Source organism: Phormidium sp. CCY1219 (genome assembly GCF_035615515.1).
Taxonomy (GTDB): Bacteria; Cyanobacteriota; Cyanobacteriia; order Cyanobacteriales; family Laspinemataceae; genus CCY1219.
Genome location: NZ_JAJENT010000644.1, coordinates 1 through 16,648, shown reverse-complemented (window position 1 = coordinate 16,648; position 16,648 = coordinate 1). Strand labels below are relative to the sequence as shown.

11 protein-coding genes and 1 pseudogene are annotated in these 16,648 nt (G+C 50.8%); 5 read left to right on the top strand and 7 right to left on the bottom strand.

Going from position 1 to position 16,648, the window contains the following annotated elements; genetic code table 11:
• Positions 1-1,034 precede the first annotated feature (1,034 nt).
• Together LKK83_RS18550 and LKK83_RS18545 are read right to left on the bottom strand one after the other, a co-directional pair.
• Positions 1,035-1,256 carry a helix-turn-helix domain-containing protein gene (locus LKK83_RS18550; protein WP_324632761.1) on the bottom strand — a complete coding sequence of 74 codons (222 nt, stop codon included), beginning with the start codon at positions 1,254-1,256 and terminating at the stop codon, positions 1,035-1,037.
• A 427-nt stretch (positions 1,257-1,683) separates the two neighbouring features.
• Positions 1,684-1,863, bottom strand: a complete 180-nt coding sequence (locus tag LKK83_RS18545; RefSeq protein ID WP_324632760.1) for a ribbon-helix-helix domain-containing protein — start codon at positions 1,861-1,863, stop codon at positions 1,684-1,686.
• A gap of 395 nt (positions 1,864-2,258) precedes the next feature.
• Between LKK83_RS18545 and LKK83_RS18540 the strand changes: the two genes are divergently transcribed.
• Complete coding sequence (locus LKK83_RS18540; protein ID WP_324632759.1) at positions 2,259-3,437, top strand: hypothetical protein; 1,179 nt, start codon at positions 2,259-2,261, stop codon at positions 3,435-3,437.
• On the opposite strand, the gene LKK83_RS18535 is transcribed toward LKK83_RS18540, so the two are convergent.
• Entirely contained in the window at positions 3,434-3,712 is a 279-nt protein-coding gene (locus LKK83_RS18535) for a hypothetical protein (protein ID WP_324632758.1), read from the bottom strand. The genes LKK83_RS18540 and LKK83_RS18535 overlap by 4 nt on opposite strands.
• A gap of 727 nt (positions 3,713-4,439) precedes the next feature.
• On the opposite strand from LKK83_RS18535, the pseudogene LKK83_RS32035 reads away from it, so the two are divergent.
• Positions 4,440-8,873: pseudogene (locus LKK83_RS32035) on the top strand (protein kinase domain-containing protein).
• A gap of 11 nt (positions 8,874-8,884) precedes the next feature.
• Positions 8,885-9,829: a sensor histidine kinase gene (locus tag LKK83_RS32030; protein ID WP_442957335.1), complete on the top strand. Its 945-nt coding sequence runs from the start codon at positions 8,885-8,887 to the stop codon at positions 9,827-9,829.
• Between the two features lie 53 nt (positions 9,830-9,882).
• Here the strand turns inward: LKK83_RS32030 and LKK83_RS18520 are convergent, their stop codons facing one another.
• The 4 genes from LKK83_RS18520 to LKK83_RS18505 all read right to left on the bottom strand — a co-directional run bounded on the left by LKK83_RS18520 (position 9,883) and on the right by LKK83_RS18505 (position 15,811).
• Complete coding sequence (locus tag LKK83_RS18520; RefSeq protein ID WP_324632755.1) at positions 9,883-10,839, bottom strand: ATP adenylyltransferase family protein; 957 nt, start codon at positions 10,837-10,839, stop codon at positions 9,883-9,885.
• A 247-nt stretch (positions 10,840-11,086) separates the two neighbouring features.
• Positions 11,087-12,112 (bottom strand): type I glyceraldehyde-3-phosphate dehydrogenase, encoded by a 1,026-nt coding sequence (gene gap / locus LKK83_RS18515; protein WP_324632754.1) that lies wholly within the window; start codon positions 12,110-12,112, stop codon positions 11,087-11,089.
• A 405-nt stretch (positions 12,113-12,517) separates the two neighbouring features.
• The gene (pckA, locus tag LKK83_RS18510) at positions 12,518-14,275 is read right to left on the bottom strand and encodes a phosphoenolpyruvate carboxykinase (ATP) (protein WP_324632753.1); all 1,758 of its coding nucleotides are present in this window, start codon (positions 14,273-14,275) and stop codon (positions 12,518-12,520) included.
• A 1,233-nt stretch (positions 14,276-15,508) separates the two neighbouring features.
• Positions 15,509-15,811, bottom strand: a complete 303-nt coding sequence (locus LKK83_RS18505; RefSeq protein WP_324632752.1) for a hypothetical protein — start codon at positions 15,809-15,811, stop codon at positions 15,509-15,511.
• Between LKK83_RS18505 and LKK83_RS32025 the strand changes: the two genes are divergently transcribed.
• Together LKK83_RS32025 and LKK83_RS18500 are read left to right on the top strand one after the other, a co-directional pair.
• On the top strand, positions 15,756-16,019 hold the full coding sequence (locus LKK83_RS32025) for a hypothetical protein (protein WP_442957334.1): 264 nt from the start codon (positions 15,756-15,758) through the stop codon (positions 16,017-16,019). The genes LKK83_RS18505 and LKK83_RS32025 overlap by 56 nt on opposite strands.
• The gene (locus LKK83_RS18500; protein WP_324632751.1) at positions 15,916-16,173 is read left to right on the top strand and encodes a hypothetical protein; all 258 of its coding nucleotides are present in this window, start codon (positions 15,916-15,918) and stop codon (positions 16,171-16,173) included. Before LKK83_RS32025 ends, LKK83_RS18500 begins: the two co-directional genes overlap by 104 nt.
• Positions 16,174-16,648 lie beyond the last annotated feature (475 nt).

The following is a 16,648-nucleotide window of genomic DNA, read 5'->3' as shown; positions in this document are numbered from 1 at the left end:
CTTATGATATTATACAGCACCAAGCCTTATCATGTCCAACGAATATAATTGTGGGGGAACCGTGGGTCAGTCGCTCGACTTATATCCCCACGGATAAATCCGGGGGCTTTACGCCGATTCTCGGTAAGGGGGTGTTTTCACCCCTGGGGAATTCTCCGCCTGGGCAATATTTGGGTTATTGTACGCTCCCAGGGGGTGAAAATATCCGCTCATTGCCAATCATTGATTCGCAATTTTTGTCACCCTGGGGACAAAGGAGGCAAAATTGAGAATTGAGAATTGAGAATTGAGAGTTTTTTAGATTATGGATTGTTAATTTTTAATTGAACTCGTTCCCAGGTTCAGCCGTGGCACCTTCTGCGACCCTGCGCTTCCCCAGAATCCCCAGGGTCGGTGGGCCAAATAACTGGCAGGCTTTTTGAGGGGGTTAATCAGCAAAAACGGTGTCTGGAACGGTGGCGCGATCGCGAAACTGGAGGGCACTCGATGGCAGGGGTTGTTTTTGGTTCAAGAATGCGGTGGCAACCATGAGAAAGCGGGGAGGGGTCTGGGTGGAATGCAGTTATTATATAAAGCGAATTTTTTCTTTGTGGGCTAAGGGTTACGGCGGTGATGTGAGACAGCAGCCAATCTGATTATTGAGGCGAATTTATGGCAGGAAAGGCCGGGTGAGGGAGAGGGGAGATTACCGCGCCTGCATGGCGACGATCGCCAATAAAAAGCCGGGTCAGGGCGGGCAATTTTGGCCGCAATCTTGTAGGGATGGATGGAATTTGTTTTCTCTGCGAAAACGCTTTTGAGGACTAGCTCGTTCCCGTGAGAGAGGGAAAAAGTGGAGGGATTAGCCCGGGATCCTTCCAGGGAAGGAATGCGTACGCGGCAAACCAGTCCCGGAGATAATTGCGATCGCCTGTAGGATTTCGCTACAAATTTGGGGGGGGGTTCCAGGCATGACAAATACCCCCGCGCGATCGCGGTGGCATGAGTTCGGGGGGGAGGTGAAAAACGGCGATCGCCCATCGAGAGGGTTGGGATCAACTCGCTTGTTGTTGGTTCGCCACCCATTCTAAGATTTCACTAGGCTGAACCTTGTAGGCATCGCAGATTGCCGCGAGTACCCCCGGAGAGGGCATGTGGTGGGAATTGCGATAAAGACTGTAGCCCGTATTGGGGGCAATTCCCGTATCCTTGATAAACCGGTAAACGCTCATTCCTCTAGCGTCTACAAACTCCTTGACTTTATTTTTCATTGGCATAACCCAGCACTCTTGCTCCCGAAACTCGATTGACCTGTGAATTGGTTGACCTTGATTAGAAAAAATTATCGCTATAGATTTTTTTATCCGGAATTTCCATCAGTTTGGCACGAATCAGGTCTTGACAACCTGTCAACTAGTTGATATCGTCAAACCCATGCCTGGAAGGCGATCGGGGGATATGTACAACATCATTGTACATTCTAGCACCTGGTGGCGACGGACTAGGGACGGACAAAATAAAACCCATCGCGTCACCCGGAAACGGGACTGGCGACGGGTAAACTCAAACCGCTTTTCCGTCGCCCACTGACTCTAGCGAACCACCAGAGGCATCTGAGGCAAACCGTCCGAGTACAGAAATGTAGCGGACAGTGCCACAGAAATCATTGCCGGACAAGGGGTCCGGGGAAAAATGGGCGGGGGGTTAGGAATTGACTTCGGATGAGGGGGGAGGTGGAATTTTTCCATCTTCGTTGGCTCCTTCCACGGCTTTCTCGATGATAAACGCTGCCAAATTAGCAATTGGCCTGCCTTGGCTGTCAGCCCATCGTTCGAGGGATTGATAAACCGCATCGGGAAGGGTGACGTGGACTCGCTTGCTCACTGGGTTTCTCTAGAACTTCAACAGGTTGGGGATGGCTTGCCGCCTGGATCGTGCCAACTAAAGTTGCACTTAAGTCGCGGCTGGCTACAGTATAGCATCAAAATTGTGGTAGAATAAAAAATACCCGCTCAAGCTAGCCTGACTAAACTTGAGCGGGGGCACACCAAAGGATAGAGCCTTCGATGAAAAACACCTCGCGATTAAATCAGCCATTGAGTACCCAGTTAAAGTCCCGCAATGGAGATTTAAGTACGAAACCGCCTAATTTGGCGATCGCATTGACCGCGCAAATTAGGAGACAAACTCACTGAGCGATGAAATCTAGCTTTCTAATCAGCTCGAGTTTCATCCAGTCAGCTGTCTAATCAATCTAATCAATCTATCTATATCTAATTATGACACAAACAATTGAGCAGATCCAGACCAACTCATTCGATTACGGAAATTTACCGCCCGAAGTGGTAGAAGCTGCCGAAGCCACAGCGCCCCGGATCCACAATCGATTCAAATCCGTGACTCGTCAGCAGATCGAGAACGGGTTTGACTTGATCGAGACGAAAGCGCGGCTGGGAAAAGCGCTGTTTCGGCTGTGGCTCGATCGCTATTTTGAGGGGTCGGAGTATTTGGCGCGCAATTTAATGAAAGTGGCATCATTGGTGCAGCGAATGCCGCAGCTGATGGAGCAGATGCTGGAATGGACCCCATCGGCCCTAGCGGCCCTGAGTGGGGCTTCAGATAAGCTAGCGCAAGAACTGCTCGCCCAAAGCGGCGATCGCCCCACGGCAAAAGCGGTGAAGCAACGGGTGCGCCAAGAACGCAACCCGGGCAAACCCGAGGCGAAGAAAAAAGCCGCCCGCCGGAAAACTGATGGGGAGAGCGATCGCGGATTTAGCGAAGAAGAAGTGCAAGAAAAAATTGCCGCCGCGATCGCCGAACGAGAAAAAGAACTCGAGCGATCGCGCATCGAACAAGAAAAACAAATCCAACAACACGCCGCCGAAGTTTACCAGCAAGCGCGGGATGAGGCATTATTGGCAGCGCAAGCAGAAATTGCCCAGGCGCAGGAGATGCGCGCGCAACTCGTTGCCAGCAATGCCCGCCTAGCGGAACAATTGCAAGCCAAAGAGGGCGAATTGGAACGGGTGAAGGATCTACAGCAAGAAAACGAACGCCTGTGCGATCGCGTAGCGCAGTTGGAATCCACCTTAGAACAATCCGTGGGGGAAAGTTGGCAAGGGACCTTCAACCAACAAGCGGCAAAGGTGGTGAATGAAGAACTCGAACAGGCGTATGAGCCACTGGTGGAAAAACTGGAGCAAATGACGCAACGGGTGGCGCAGCAGGAGGAGGAACTCAACCGCTACCGAGAATTAAGCGCCGCCCAGGAAGAACAACTGGTGTCGGAAGAAGCATTCGCCCTCGCCTCGGATTTTGGACAACTGGCGGAAACGTTAGAATTGCCCGGATGGAGTGGCAGGGGGTATAGAGCCTCGGATGGAATGCTTTACAAGAATTTAATTTCGGCGATCGCCCATTTTATTCGAGATTTCCAACCGGGCGGGGGCGAGTATTAAGGCACAAGGGGATAATTTGGTCCCAATTCCTCTAGCAGTGCCTTCGCTTCGTGCAAATCCCGGGGATCGAAACCCTCGGTAAACCAATTGTAAATTTCCCACAGCAGCGCCCTTGCCTGTTGCGGTTTTCCCTGTTGCTGCCACAGACGCGCCCACATGGTGGCAGGCAACTCCAACGACTTCGCCCCCTGACGGCGGGAAATCTCCAAGGCGCGAGCGAAACATGCCTCAACCCCAGACCGTTCTCCCACTTCGCCACCTTTGCGCCACAGCAATTTACCTGGAAGCTAATCCAGGGCTATACTGAAATCTCACTTTAGACTAAAAGCTATATAAATAACCGTGACGTAAAATTATACAAACAATCCGGTGGATTTCGTGCTGAAAAATCCGGGGGACTCCTCCTGCTAAGAGCGTCGCGGGACATTCCTGAATAAAACAATGGGGGTTCCCCCAGACTCGTGGACAGAGACCCTCTGCAAGGCTCTCTGTCCACATCGATCGATTGATTTGCCCGAGGGTTCAATCTTGGGATTGTGTCGGTTAATGAGAGCGCAGATGAGATTAGATAGGATGAGACACTGGCCGGATTTGTAGGTATTATAACCGGATGAGGCATCAGACCGAGGTGGGAATGGTGACAGTTTCCGGTTTTTAATATTTCTTAGCTTTTTGTAATAAAAAATAATAACAGGAGACCCCTGAGTGGGGAGAGAAGGAGGGGATGAGGGGAGAGATTTGGTCAAGGGGCGATGAAAGGAGTCGGCGATCGCCTCTACCAGCGCGCCACAGGGGGGAGTAAGTCCCTCAACCATTGCCGAGGAGGGTGGCGCGCGGCTAAACATGAGGGGGAAAAAGAGGAGGCATCTGTGCGACACCCCAATGGCAAAGCTCGAGCAAAATAACCGCTTGATTGAGTGGTAAAAAAGATAACAATTGGGGTAAACTAAAAGTCAAGCTTATGATTCCCATACACTAGCTTCCCAGGGAGAAAAAACCACAATGCAGGCGATCGCCAACTACACCATCACCGAAAAAATTCACGAAAGCCTCCATACCCTTGTTTATAGAGCTTTTCGACCGACGGATGCCACCTCTGTTATCATTAAAATTCCCAATGGAGACTATCCCACGGTTTCCGAACTGGTGCGGCTGAGAAATCAATACGCGATCGCCAAAAACATAGAGAGTCCCTTCATTGTCAAACCCTTACGCTTAGAACGCTACAATAACGGATTTGCTCTAATTTTAGAAGATTTCGGCGCGATATCGTTAAAAGATTATATTAGATTACACCCCCTTTCCATCACCGACTTTTTGAAAATTGGCATTCAAATAGCCGAGGGTTTAGAACAACTCTACCGACACCGGATTATTCATAAAGATATCAAACCGCACAATATCTTAATTCAGCCCGAAACCAAGCGGGTGAAGTTGACCGATTTTAGCATTTCGTCGTTATTGCCGAAAGAGACCCTCAGTATTGTCAATCCCACGGAATTGGAGGGGACATTAGCCTACATTTCGCCGGAACAAACCGGGCGGATGAACCGGGGCATCGATTATCGCACGGATTTCTACTCATTAGGCGTAACCTTTTACGAACTGCTAACTGAAAACTTGCCCTTTTCATGCACCGATCCGATGGAATTAGTGCATTATCATATTGCCAAACAGCCGATGCCACCGAACCTGTTAAATCCCCTGATTCCGCAAGCGATCGCCGATATCGTGATGAAATTGATGGGGAAAACTGCCGAAAGCCGATATCAAACCGCATGGGGTTTAAAATTAGATCTAGAAAAGTGCTTGCAGCAGCTAGAAACCACCGGACAGATCGAACCATTTCCCATTGCCAAAGGGGATATGGCGGCGCGATTCCAGATTCCGGAAACCCTTTACGGAAGAGAAACAGAAATCGCTCGATTGATGAACGCATTTGAGCGCGTCGCTGCAGGCACCACGGAACTGATGTTGGTGGCGGGATATTCTGGGATTGGGAAGTCTGCTTTAGTGCAGGAAGTCCACAAACCCATTGTTGCCAAACGCGGTTATTTCATTTCCGGCAAATGCGATCGCGTCAAGCGCAATGTTCCATTTGCGCCGTTTATTAAAGCGTTTCGCGATGTAATCCGACACCACATTTTAACCGAAAGCAAGCAAGCGATCGCCAATTGGAAAGAAAAACTCGCCGCCGCATTGGGAAACCAAGGGCAAGCGATCGTGGATGTGATTCCCGAAGTGGAATGGTTGCTGGGAAAACAACCCCCAGTGCCGAAATTGCCCCCGCCGAAGCGCAAAATCGATTTAATCTGGTGCTGCAAAAATTTATTCGAGTTTTTGCCAGCGCCGAACATCCGTTAGTCTTATTCATCGATGACTTGCAATGGGCCGATGGAGCTTCGTTGAAGTTGTTAGAATTGCTGTTAAGCGATCCGGAACTGAAATATCTGTTTGCAATTGGCGCATATCGGGATAACGAAGTCACCCCGGTTCACCCGTTAATGCTGAGTGTCGATCGCATCAAACAGACAGAGGCGGTGGTAAACCGGATTGAAGTACCGCCCCTGAGAAGGGAAGATTTGAATCGATTAGTTGCCGAGGCGTTAAGCTGCTCGGAAAAGCGATCGCAACCCCTCTCACAACTAGTTTTTCAGAAAACCGAAGGCAATCCTTTCTTTGCCACGCAATTTTTAAAATCGCTTTACGAAAGGGAATTACTGCAATTCGATCGCAACAGCGGGTATTGGCACTGCGATCTAACCCGAGTCAAAGCCTTAGCGGTGTCCGATAACGTGGTAGAATTCATGGCGGCGCAATTGCAGCGGTTGCCACAAACCACCCAAACGGTGTTAAAATTAGCCGCCTGTATCGGACATCAATTCGATTTAGAAACCTTGGCGATCGTCAACGAACAATCCCAGGCGGATACCTCGGCGCAATTGTGGACCGCCCTGCAATCCGGTTTGGTAATCCCCGAGAGCGAACTGTATAAGTTTTTCCAGTCTGAGGAAGAGAATGAAGCGGCGATCGGCAAAGGGTCTGCCATTCAGTATAAATTTCTCCACGATCGCGTTAGCGAAGCGGCATATTCTCTGATTCCCGATGCCGAGAAAAAAACCACCCACCTGAAACTCGGACGGCGATTGTTAAACAATACCGCCCCGGAAGAGGTGGAAGACAAAATTTTCACATTAGTCAATCAGTTAAATGTAGGCGCGGATTTAATCGAGAATCAAAGGGAAAAAACCCAATTGGCTGGCTTGAATCTGCGGGCGGGCCGCAAAGCGAAATCCGCCACAGCCTATGATAGCGCATTACAGTATTTGAATGTGGGGTTAGAACTCCTCACGACCAATAGCTGGCGCGATCGCTACGATCTGACTCTTTCCCTGCATGTGGAAGCTGCTGAAGCTGCGTATCTGAGTACCGACTTCGATCGCATGGAGGATATCGCGCACATTGTACTCGAAAACGCCACCACCCTGCTAGATCGAGTCAAGGTTTACGAAGTCAAAATCCAAGCTTACACCGCCCAAAACAAACAACTAGAAGCTCTCCAAATTACGCGCAATGTGATGCAATTGTTGGGGGTGGAGCTACCCGAACAGCCGACATTTGATGACATTCAAACCAGATTGGGGGAAACATTCGCTCATTTGAGTGGTAAGCCGGTAGCCGAATTAATCCACTTGCCGGCAATGAGCGATCCGGACAAAAAAGCGGCTATGGGAATTCTCAATACTGCGATCGCACCGGCCTATCAATCAGCGCCCTTGCTGTTACCGTTACTCGTATTTGCCGAAATTAATTTATCCCTGGATTATGGCAATACCGACGAGTCTGCTTATGCCTACGCCTGTTATGGCTTAATTCTGTGTGGCATCGTCGGCGATATCGATACCGGACATCAATTCGGTCAACTCGCATTGCAGGTATTGGAGAGATTTGAAAATCAAGAACTCAAAGCGCGGACGTTAATGGTGGTGAATAATAACGTCCGACTCTGGAAAGAGCCAATGAGCGACGCGCTAACCCCGTTAATTGCCGCTTACGAAAGTGGTTTGGAAACGGGGGATTTAGAATATGCCGCGCTTTCTGCTTATAATTACTGCATCAATTCCTATTTTGTCGGCAAGGGACTGGCGGAACTGGAAGTGGAAATGGCCTCTTATAGCGAGCTGTTGCACAAACTCAAGCAAACTACGCCGCTCAATTACCTGAAAATGTATTGGCAGGTGGTGTTAAACTTGATAGAAACTTCGCCGGAGCCGATGGTGCTTGAGGGGAAAGTGTATGACGAAGAAAAGATGCTGCCCCTGCACGAACGCGCCAGCGATCGCTACGGTCTGTGTTGTCTGTATTTGCACAAACTTATCCTCAGCTATCTCTTCCGTCACGGCGATCGCGCGGTGGAAAATGCTGCCGCCGCCTCTAATTATTTAGACGCCCTGACCGCTGTTTATCCCCTGCCCCTGTTTCATTTTTACGAGTCTCTCTCGGCATTGTTGGTGTATCCGAAGTTGTCGGCAACCGAACGAGAAGACATCCTCGCCAAGGTGGAGTCAAATCAGGAAAAAATGAAGAAATGGGCGGCATTTGCACCGGGTAATTTTCAGCATAAATACGCCCTGGTGCAAGCAGAAAAGGCGCGGGTCATGGGGCAGGTTGCAGAGGCGATTTCTGCCTACGATCGCGCCATCGTCCTCGCCCGGGAAAATGGCTACATCCAAGAAGAAGCCCTGGCTAACGAACTCGCCGGCGAATTCCATTTCGCTCGAAAAAGCCAACAGATCGCTCAGTTTTATCTCACCGATGCGTACTACGGATATGCTCGCTGGGGGGCTACCGCAAAGGTGAAGCATTTAGAAGAACAATATCCGCAGATTTTGGCAAGAATTACCCAGCGATCGCCGGTTTGCACTGCGAACACCCGCGAAACGCTCTCTACCTTTGCCACCAACACCACCACTAACACTGATGTCTGGAAGTTAGATTTAAACACGGTAATGAAAGCGTCTTTGGCCCTGTCTGAAGAACTGGTTCTCGATAAGTTTCTCCACAAGTTGATGCGGGTCATCCTAGAGAATGCTGGGGCAGAGAAAGGTTTTTTAATTGTGGAAGAAGCAGGGCAACTTCTCGTCAAAGCCGGCGGTAGTATCGAGGAAGCGGCGGTGACGATTCCCCCGGATCCGATACCGATTGAAGACGCACAGATGTTGCCCGTGGCGATCGCCAACTACGTGGCCCGCACTGGCGAAATTTTGGTGCTAAAAAATGCGGCCCGCGAGTCTATTTTTGCCACGGATGCTTATATTGCCCAGGTTCAACCACAATCGATCTTGTGTTTGCCCATCGTTCATCACGGTAAGTCAGTGGCGATTTTGTATTTAGAAAATAGTCTCAGTGACGGTGTGTTTACCCGCGATCGCTTAGAAGTGCTGCAAATGCTCTGCGCTCAAGCGGCCATTTCCCTAGAAAATGCCCTATTGTACCAGAATTTGCAACAGTCCCTCCAGGACCTCAAAGAGGCGCAACTGCAACTGGTTCAAAGCGAAAAAATGTCCACCCTGGGCCAGTTGATTGCCGGCGTCGCCCATGAAATTAACAATCCGGTGAGCTTCGTCCACGGTAATCTCGATCCGGCCCAAGAATACGTCCAGGATTTGCTCCATCATCTGCAATTGTATCGGAAATATTATCCCGAACCAATGGCGGAAATTGAGGAAGATGCAGAGGCGATCGATTTGGAATATTTGATGGAAGATTTGCCGGAGATGCTCTCTTCTATGAAATTAGGCACCGATCGCATCAGGGAAATTGTCAAATCGCTCAAGAATTTTTCTCGGAAAGATACGGCAAAATTGCAAACCGCAGACATTCATGCTGGCATTGATAGCACCCTGTTGATTTTGTCCAATCGCCTGAAAGCCAAAGGTTCTAAACCGGCGATCGCGGTGATGAAAGAGTATGGCACTCTACCCAAAGTGCAGTGCTATCCGGGCCAACTGAATCAGGTATTTATGAACTTGATTGCGAATGCGATCGATGCCCTAGAGTCCTCGGTTCCGAGTCCCAATGACAACGGACAAACCACCCATGACTACCCCCAAATGACCATTCGCATTCGCACGGAAGTAAAAGAGGATTCTGTGGCGATTTGGATTGCGGATAACGGGTGCGGGATGACGCCGACGGTGCAGGATAAACTCTTCAAAACGTTCTTTACCACGAAACCGGAAGGGAAAGGGACGGGATTGGGTTTATCGATTAGCCATCAAATTATTGTCGATCGCCATCGCGGAACATTAAGTTGTACCTCACAAGAGGGGGAAGGCACGGAATTTTGCATTGAAATTCCGATTTCACAGGACAATTCCGCCGTGGAATAAGCGGAGTATATCGCAGTGTCGGTTAGCAGTTCCCTGCTAAGTGACAAGGGCACTTATCCCGTGGAGGATTCCGTGGAGGAGTGCGATCGCGCCACTTGTTGCAAAACCCGCATCGGACCGATCTGCGTGAGATGCTGCATCTGCGCTTGGTTTCGCACGAATAGGGAGCCGGCAAATCCGAGGGCGTTCACCGAAATCGCTTCAAAACACTCTTGCGATCGCGGCACCAGCAGCATCCAGTGGCGAGTTGCCAGTAGATTGTAAGCGCCCGATTGTCGATTGTCCGGGGTTTGCGGCTCCCAACCCACGGCTTGCAATAAGCGATTATATAATTCTAACGCACTTTCGGCAGCTTGTAAAGGAGAATCTGCCGATTGGCGATCGAAGCGGGCGATCGCGTGGTGGAAGGGGAGCTGAGAACTGGTACCCACGCCCTCGGAGAAGGTGGCGCTGGCGATCGCGGTTTCGATGGGAATCTTTGGTCCTTCCCCGGTCAGCGGAATCGGAATCAGTTGCAAATGCTTGTGCGGTTGAGACGCACCGGCCAGGGTGCCCCCATTATAAAATGCCAATCCCTCGAATTCGTCCAAGCATCGCCACATGGCCGCAAAATCTTGTAAATTGAGCCAATTTTCTTGCGACTCGAATTCCCGAGTCACGAGCAACAAGTGATAGTCTACCACATTAAATTTATTTAACAAACAAACATGAGTCTCAGAGATATCGGCAACGAATAAATCTTCATCGTAAGGCAAAAACGGGTTAACCGGTTTTGCGGTTTTCGGGCGTTGTTTTTCTTGCTGTTGCTTGGCTTTGTCCTTGCGGGCCAGGTTGGATAAACTGCGAACCAAAAAGCGAATGCCCCGGTCTTCTACAAACTGGGAATCCGTGGGAATCGACTGCAATGCGCCGCATTCTAGGGCCTGTTGGGTGCGTTCCGTTACCTTGACCCAGAGGGTACCGGGTTCGAGGGTGAGGGATTCGGGGGAAGTGGGGTTCGTCTCTGGCATAGTTACAATCCGGCATCACACAAGGGGGGAGATGAACGGGAATCTGAGGGATTTAAAAGTTGGAAGTATTTTATCAGTTGGCGGCGGTCGATGCAACCGGGGAGTGCATGGAGAAATGATTGTTGCCCGCTGTTGATTGGCATTCCACCGGCCATGAGATGAGTGGGGTATTGAGCAAACCGAAGCGCAAAAAAAGAGCGATCGCGCGATCGCTCTTTTGTGATTATCCGGGGGGGGTCAGACGCGCTTACAAGATGCCGTCTTTTTGCCCCATCGAGACCATCAGGTCGAGGATGCGGCAAGAGTAGCCCCATTCGTTGTCGTACCAGGACACCACTTTAAAGAAATTGGAATTGAGTTCCATGCCCGCACCGGCATCGAAGATGCTGGAATGGGCGTCGCCTACGAAGTCGCTGGAAACCACCGGTTCTTCGGTATAACCGAGGACGCCTTTGAGTTCGCCTTCGGAGGCTTTTTTCATCGCGGCGCAGATTTCTTTGTAGCTGGCGGCTTTATCGGTGCGGAAGGTGAGGTCTACCACGGACACATCTGGGGTGGGAACCCGGAATGCCATGCCGGTGAGTTTGCCTTTCAATTCGGGCAAGACCAAGGTCACCGCTTTTGCCGCACCGGTGGAGGCGGGGATGATGTTTTGCGGTGCGCCGCGTCCGCCGCGCAGGTCTTTTTTGCTCGGACCGTCCACGGTGGGTTGGGTGGCGGTCATGGCGTGAACGGTGGTCATCAAACCTTCACTGAAACCGAAGTTGTCGTTAATGACTTTTGCCACCGGGGCGAGACAGTTGGTGGTGCAACTGGCGTTGGACACCACAAAATGGGATTTGGGATCGAAGGTGTCGTGGTTGACGCCCACGAGGAAGGTGGGGACTTTTTCCGGGTCTTTGGTGGGGGCGGAGATGATGACCCGCTTGGCTCCCCCTTTCAGGTGGAGGGAGGCTTTGTCAAAGGTGGTAAACAATCCGGTGGATTCCACCACGTAATCTGCACCGTACTTGCTCCAAGGCAGTTCGGAGGGGTCTTTGATGGCGGTACAGGGAATGGTTTTGCCATCGACCACGATCGCGTTTTCTGTGGCGCTGACTTCACCAGAGTATTTGCCCTGGGTGGAGTCGTATTTGAGTAAATAGGCGAGGTTCTCGGGGGGAACGAGGTCGTTAATGCCGACAAATTCGATGTTGGGGTTGTTCAGTCCGGCCCGGAAGACTAAGCGTCCGATGCGACCAAATCCATTGATGCCTACTTTAATGGCTGCCATAGGTTAATCTCCTGTTCGCAAATATGACTCAATTTACAATCTTGGCGGGGAGGCGATCGCACCGCCAAAATCGCTCAAAGTCTTATCTGATAAAGCTTACAAGTATTTTAGTCTCTAAAAACGGTCTTTATAAAAGTTTTAGACATTCGAGAAAGGGGGGGGTCATTGGTCATTGGTTATTGGTCATTGGTTATTGGTTATTGCTCATAACGGAGGAAGGGGGAAGGATGAATCACGCAGAATTGAGAATTGAGCGATATTTCTAAGAATTGAGAAGTTGTCTGGGATTGAGGGTCAATTCTCGGGGGGATGTATTTCACCCTTCACACTTTACCCTTCACACTTGAGGCTTCACAGTTGAGCCGTCACATTGAACCCTTTACAGGGGTTCAGAAGCGCTAGACGCTAGTCAAGATGCGGGCCGGCGTCGATAATTTCCGGGCGGGCATTGGTATAGCGTTTGAAGTTTTCGACGAAGAGGCGGGCGAGTTCTTTTGCTTGGCGATCGTAGGCTGATTTGTCGCTCCAGGTATTGCGAGGATCGAGGATCTCGCTGGAGACGCCGGGAACGGATTCAGGCATCAAAATCTTGAAGACCGGATGGGGATGGAAGGTGACGTGGTTGAGATCGCCGTTGAGGGCGGCGCTGAGCATGGCGCGAGTGTTTTTGATGGAAATGCGCTTGCCGACGCCGTAGGGACCTCCGGTCCAGCCGGTATTGATCAGGTAAACTGAGGCGGTGGAATTATGCTTGAGGAGGCGTTCTCCGAGCATTTCGGCATAGACGGTGGCGGAGAGGGGAAGGAAGGGTTTGCCGAAGCAAGAGGAGAAGGTGGCTTCCGGTTCGGTGATGCCGCGTTCGGTACCGGCCAGTTTGCTGGTGTATCCGGACATGAAGTAGTACATGGCCTGCCGGTTGGTGAGTTTGGCGATCGGGGGCAAGACGCCAAAGGCATCGGCGGAGAGGAAAATCACGGCATTGGGATGACCGCCGACGCTGGGGAGGACTACATTGGGAATATAGTGGATCGGATAGCCCACCCGGGTATTTTGGGTTAAGCTGCCATCGTCGTAGTCGGGATGACGTTCGTCGCCAGAGAGGACGATGTTTTCCATCAAGGCACCAAATTTAATGGCATCCCAGATTTGCGGTTCGTTTTCTTTGGAGAGGCGAATGGTTTTGGCGTAGCATCCGCCTTCAAAGTTGAAGATGCCATCGTCTGACCATCCGTGTTCGTCATCTCCGATCAAGCGGCGAGTGGGATCGGCAGAAAGGGTGGTTTTCCCGGTACCGGACAGACCGAAGAACAAGGCGGTGTTGCCTTGGTCGTCCATGTTGGCGGAACAGTGCATGGGCAGCACGTTGCGCTTGGTCATAAAGTAGTTCATCAAGGAGAAGACGGATTTTTTGATTTCGCCGGCGTAGCGAGAACCGCCGATGATGACGAGTTTTTTGGCAAAATGGACGACGATAAAGGCTTCGGAGTTGATGCCGTTAATTTCGGGGTCTCCTTCTAAACCGGGAACGGCAATCACGGTGAAATCGGCTTGATGGGTGGCGAGTTCTTCTGGGTTGGGTCGGATGAAGAGTTGATGGGAGAAGAGGTTTTGGCAGGCGAATTCGTTAATGATGCGAACGCCGACTCTGTATTTGGGATCGGCTCCGACATAGCCATCAAAGATGTAGAGGTCGCGTCCTTGGACGTAGGAGAGGACTTGTCGGTATAGGCGATCGAATTTTTCTTCGGAAATCGGAACGTTGGTTTTGCTCCAGTGGACTTCGTTGTGACTGGCTGGCTCATCGACGATAAATTTGTCGTTAGGGGAGCGTCCGGTATATTTCCCCGTTTTGATACACAGTGCCCCATTGTCGGCTAGCACTCCTTCGGCTCGTGCCAGGGCGTGTTCTACCAGTTTCGGTACGGATAAGTTGCGGTAGACGTTGCCGATATTTTTCATGCCCCAGTGTTCTAACCCAAATGTGCGGGTGGTGGGGGCGCGATCGTTGCTGACGTTCTCTTTCATCGTGGCCAAAGCTTCATTGTTGGCGAGGGTGTTTTTGATTAGTTTACTCACTGATACATCCTGATATACGTTACGATACACGGGATTTGCATTTTCCGTCGGTTGCGATTCTACTCGGTTATAACTATTCGTACTCATCACATGCTCCTTACGGTTAGATAGGATTACGAGTTCTTTTCTTTTTTAGTGGGAGTGCCAACTTTGGCGAGTTCTCGATTCTCTCGGGAAGCTGGCGATCGCGATCGCCAGCTTCTCCTTCGCTTCGCTATCTCTAGCAATGTTTTGGCTGGTAATCTCTCCAGAGCCACCTAGTGGATTGGACTCTGTATTGGGTTTTGGCTGAAGTGGCCGTCAAAGCGACCTCGGGTTTTGGATGTTTTCCTCTTGCTTGCTGGTGGGTGCCTGGTTTTGGCGAGTGCCGCTACACCGGGGAAAATTTGAGTTGGACTGGGTTGGGTACGGGGCGAGCAGCTAGTAGAAAGCGAAACGGTTTGGTTTGGTTGGGTATAATTCGACACTTTTTTCGCTTTCAAGTTTATCTTATCTGACTTTTCCCAAAAAATAAATTACAAAATATTACGAATCTATCTCGAAAGAGGAGGGCAGACACTCCCCTGGTATGTTATCCTCGGTAAGGGAACCCCCTCAAAAAGCCTCTGTGCTTTGATTTCCGGGTCAGAGGGGTGGTGAATTTTTACCGAATTTTTGCCTAAAATCTTGCTGATTTTCCTGCCAAATAACAAGCTTTCATAACATTCTTTACATAACTTCAAAAAAACCGGAAGAATGCCTTTTGTTTTTTGATAAAATGGACGGTTTGAACTGTTGGAGAAAGGCCACAGATGAGGCAAAAAATTAGGAAAGGAACGCGGAAGAGGAGGGAGTTGGGGTGGCGATCGCCCCTCGGGTGGGGCTTGTTTTTCCCGGCAGTTTGCTTCCTATAAAATAGAAGCGCCTACCGCCCGAATCCTCGAGACCCTCTTTTCCCCTCCCGAAATCCATGCCTTTCCCCCACCCCACGCCAGCACCCTGCCAGACCTCTCGCAAATGCCGAAAGCCGAATTCCACCTTCACCTAGAAGGTGCGGCACCCTGACCCTGCATTCGAGAGGCACTGCAGCGCCATCACGGGATAACTTTACCGAGGATTCGGGAGTTCTACGCCCCCGAGTTGCGATTTGCCAATTTTGCCTAGTTTGTCGGATGCTTTCGCGACTACATCTATCCCTGGATCCAGACGGAACGCGGATATGGGGAACTTATGGAAGCGGTGGTGGATTCCCTGATGGACCAGCGGATCCGCTATGGGGAACTGATGGTCAATGTCATCACCATTGAAAAACTCAATCTAAATTTAGAAAAGGTTTTGGAATTACTCGAAGCTGGGATAGCCCGAGGGGGCGATCGCGCGACGACGATCCGCCTTATCGCCGGCATCTCCCGGGAGTATGGATCTCAGTTCGCTGTGCGCGCTGTGGCGCGAGTGGTGAATTCCCCGATGATTGCGGAAGTGGACCATTCGGGGGCACAAACTCGCCACACGGATGGCGATCGCTTCCGCGACGCCTTCACCCTCCCCCGAGACGCCGGCAAGAAAATTAAAGCGATCTGCCGACGAAATGGACGGACCGGAGAGGATCCGTGCCGCTGTGGAAGCACTCGGCGTCTCCCACATCGGTCACGGCACCTGTGCCATTCACGATCTGCAAGTGGTGAATCTCTTAGTGCGTCACCAGGTTGTGGTAGAAATCGGTCCGAGTTCTAGCGAACGATTGCGAAATGTCCCCAGTTCTCAAGCACACCTCCGAAGTGGATCTCGACGCCGCTGGGGTTCGTCTCTGCATGACCCGCTTAATGGGCGATCGCGGCGTGTCGGTAGATGACTTGGCCCGCTGGAGTGCGAATAATGCATTAGACAATGCGTTAATTGACCCCCAGAGGCGAACGGAGTGGTTAACCGAACTGGAAACGTGGCGACAGGCAAGCAACGGCCCCGAGAATTGTCATGGAAATCACACAAAAGGAGAGGAAGTGTAACCGATTCCGGGTTAAGGACCCCAGTTGCCCCGGCACCGATTCTCCATTCCTCTCCCTCCGTTCTCCTTATATAAGGCATTTCAATGCATTAATCGCCCTCGGTCTCGGAGGCCCTCCCCTACGGTTCGGAATGACGGCCAACAATAAAACGCCAACAAGTGAGTGCTGGTGCAGATAAATCGTTGTAGTTGCAGATTGCCAAATCCTGCTAGAGAAGTCGCAGAAGACATTCCGGCGAGCTGGCGAGGATTTTGCCAGATAAAGTGGGACCCCAAAGGAGAAGCGATCCCCACGAAAACGAAGACGGTAAATCTTAAGAAAATCAAAAATTCAACCGAAATCGGAAGAACCAGTTGTAAGATAAATGGCAGTCAGAGCGAAAAAGCAATAAAAGAGCTATAGTCAGGAACCCCATCCCTAAAGGGAGGGGCTTGGTAAGACTTTATTTTCCCAAGCTCACCTGACCAGAAGACCA

Excerpts from the sequence above, each read along its gene's own strand:
- LKK83_RS32030 (WP_442957335.1), top strand. The coding sequence starts at position 8,885 with ATGCTCTGCGCTCAAGCGGCCATTTCCCTAGAAAATGCCCTATTGTAC.
- LKK83_RS18500 (WP_324632751.1), top strand. The coding sequence starts at position 15,916 with ATGTCCCCAGTTCTCAAGCACACCTCCGAAGTGGATCTCGACGCCGCT.
- gap (WP_324632754.1), bottom strand. The coding sequence starts at position 12,112 with ATGGCAGCCATTAAAGTAGGCATCAATGGATTTGGTCGCATCGGACGC.
- pckA (WP_324632753.1), bottom strand. The coding sequence starts at position 14,275 with ATGAGTACGAATAGTTATAACCGAGTAGAATCGCAACCGACGGAAAAT.
- LKK83_RS18540 (WP_324632759.1), top strand. The coding sequence starts at position 2,259 with ATGACACAAACAATTGAGCAGATCCAGACCAACTCATTCGATTACGGA.
- LKK83_RS18520 (WP_324632755.1), bottom strand. The coding sequence starts at position 10,839 with ATGCCAGAGACGAACCCCACTTCCCCCGAATCCCTCACCCTCGAACCC.
- LKK83_RS32025 (WP_442957334.1), top strand. The coding sequence starts at position 15,756 with ATGGACGGACCGGAGAGGATCCGTGCCGCTGTGGAAGCACTCGGCGTC.
- LKK83_RS18505 (WP_324632752.1), bottom strand. The coding sequence starts at position 15,811 with ATGTGGGAGACGCCGAGTGCTTCCACAGCGGCACGGATCCTCTCCGGT.
- LKK83_RS18550 (WP_324632761.1), bottom strand. The coding sequence starts at position 1,256 with ATGCCAATGAAAAATAAAGTCAAGGAGTTTGTAGACGCTAGAGGAATG.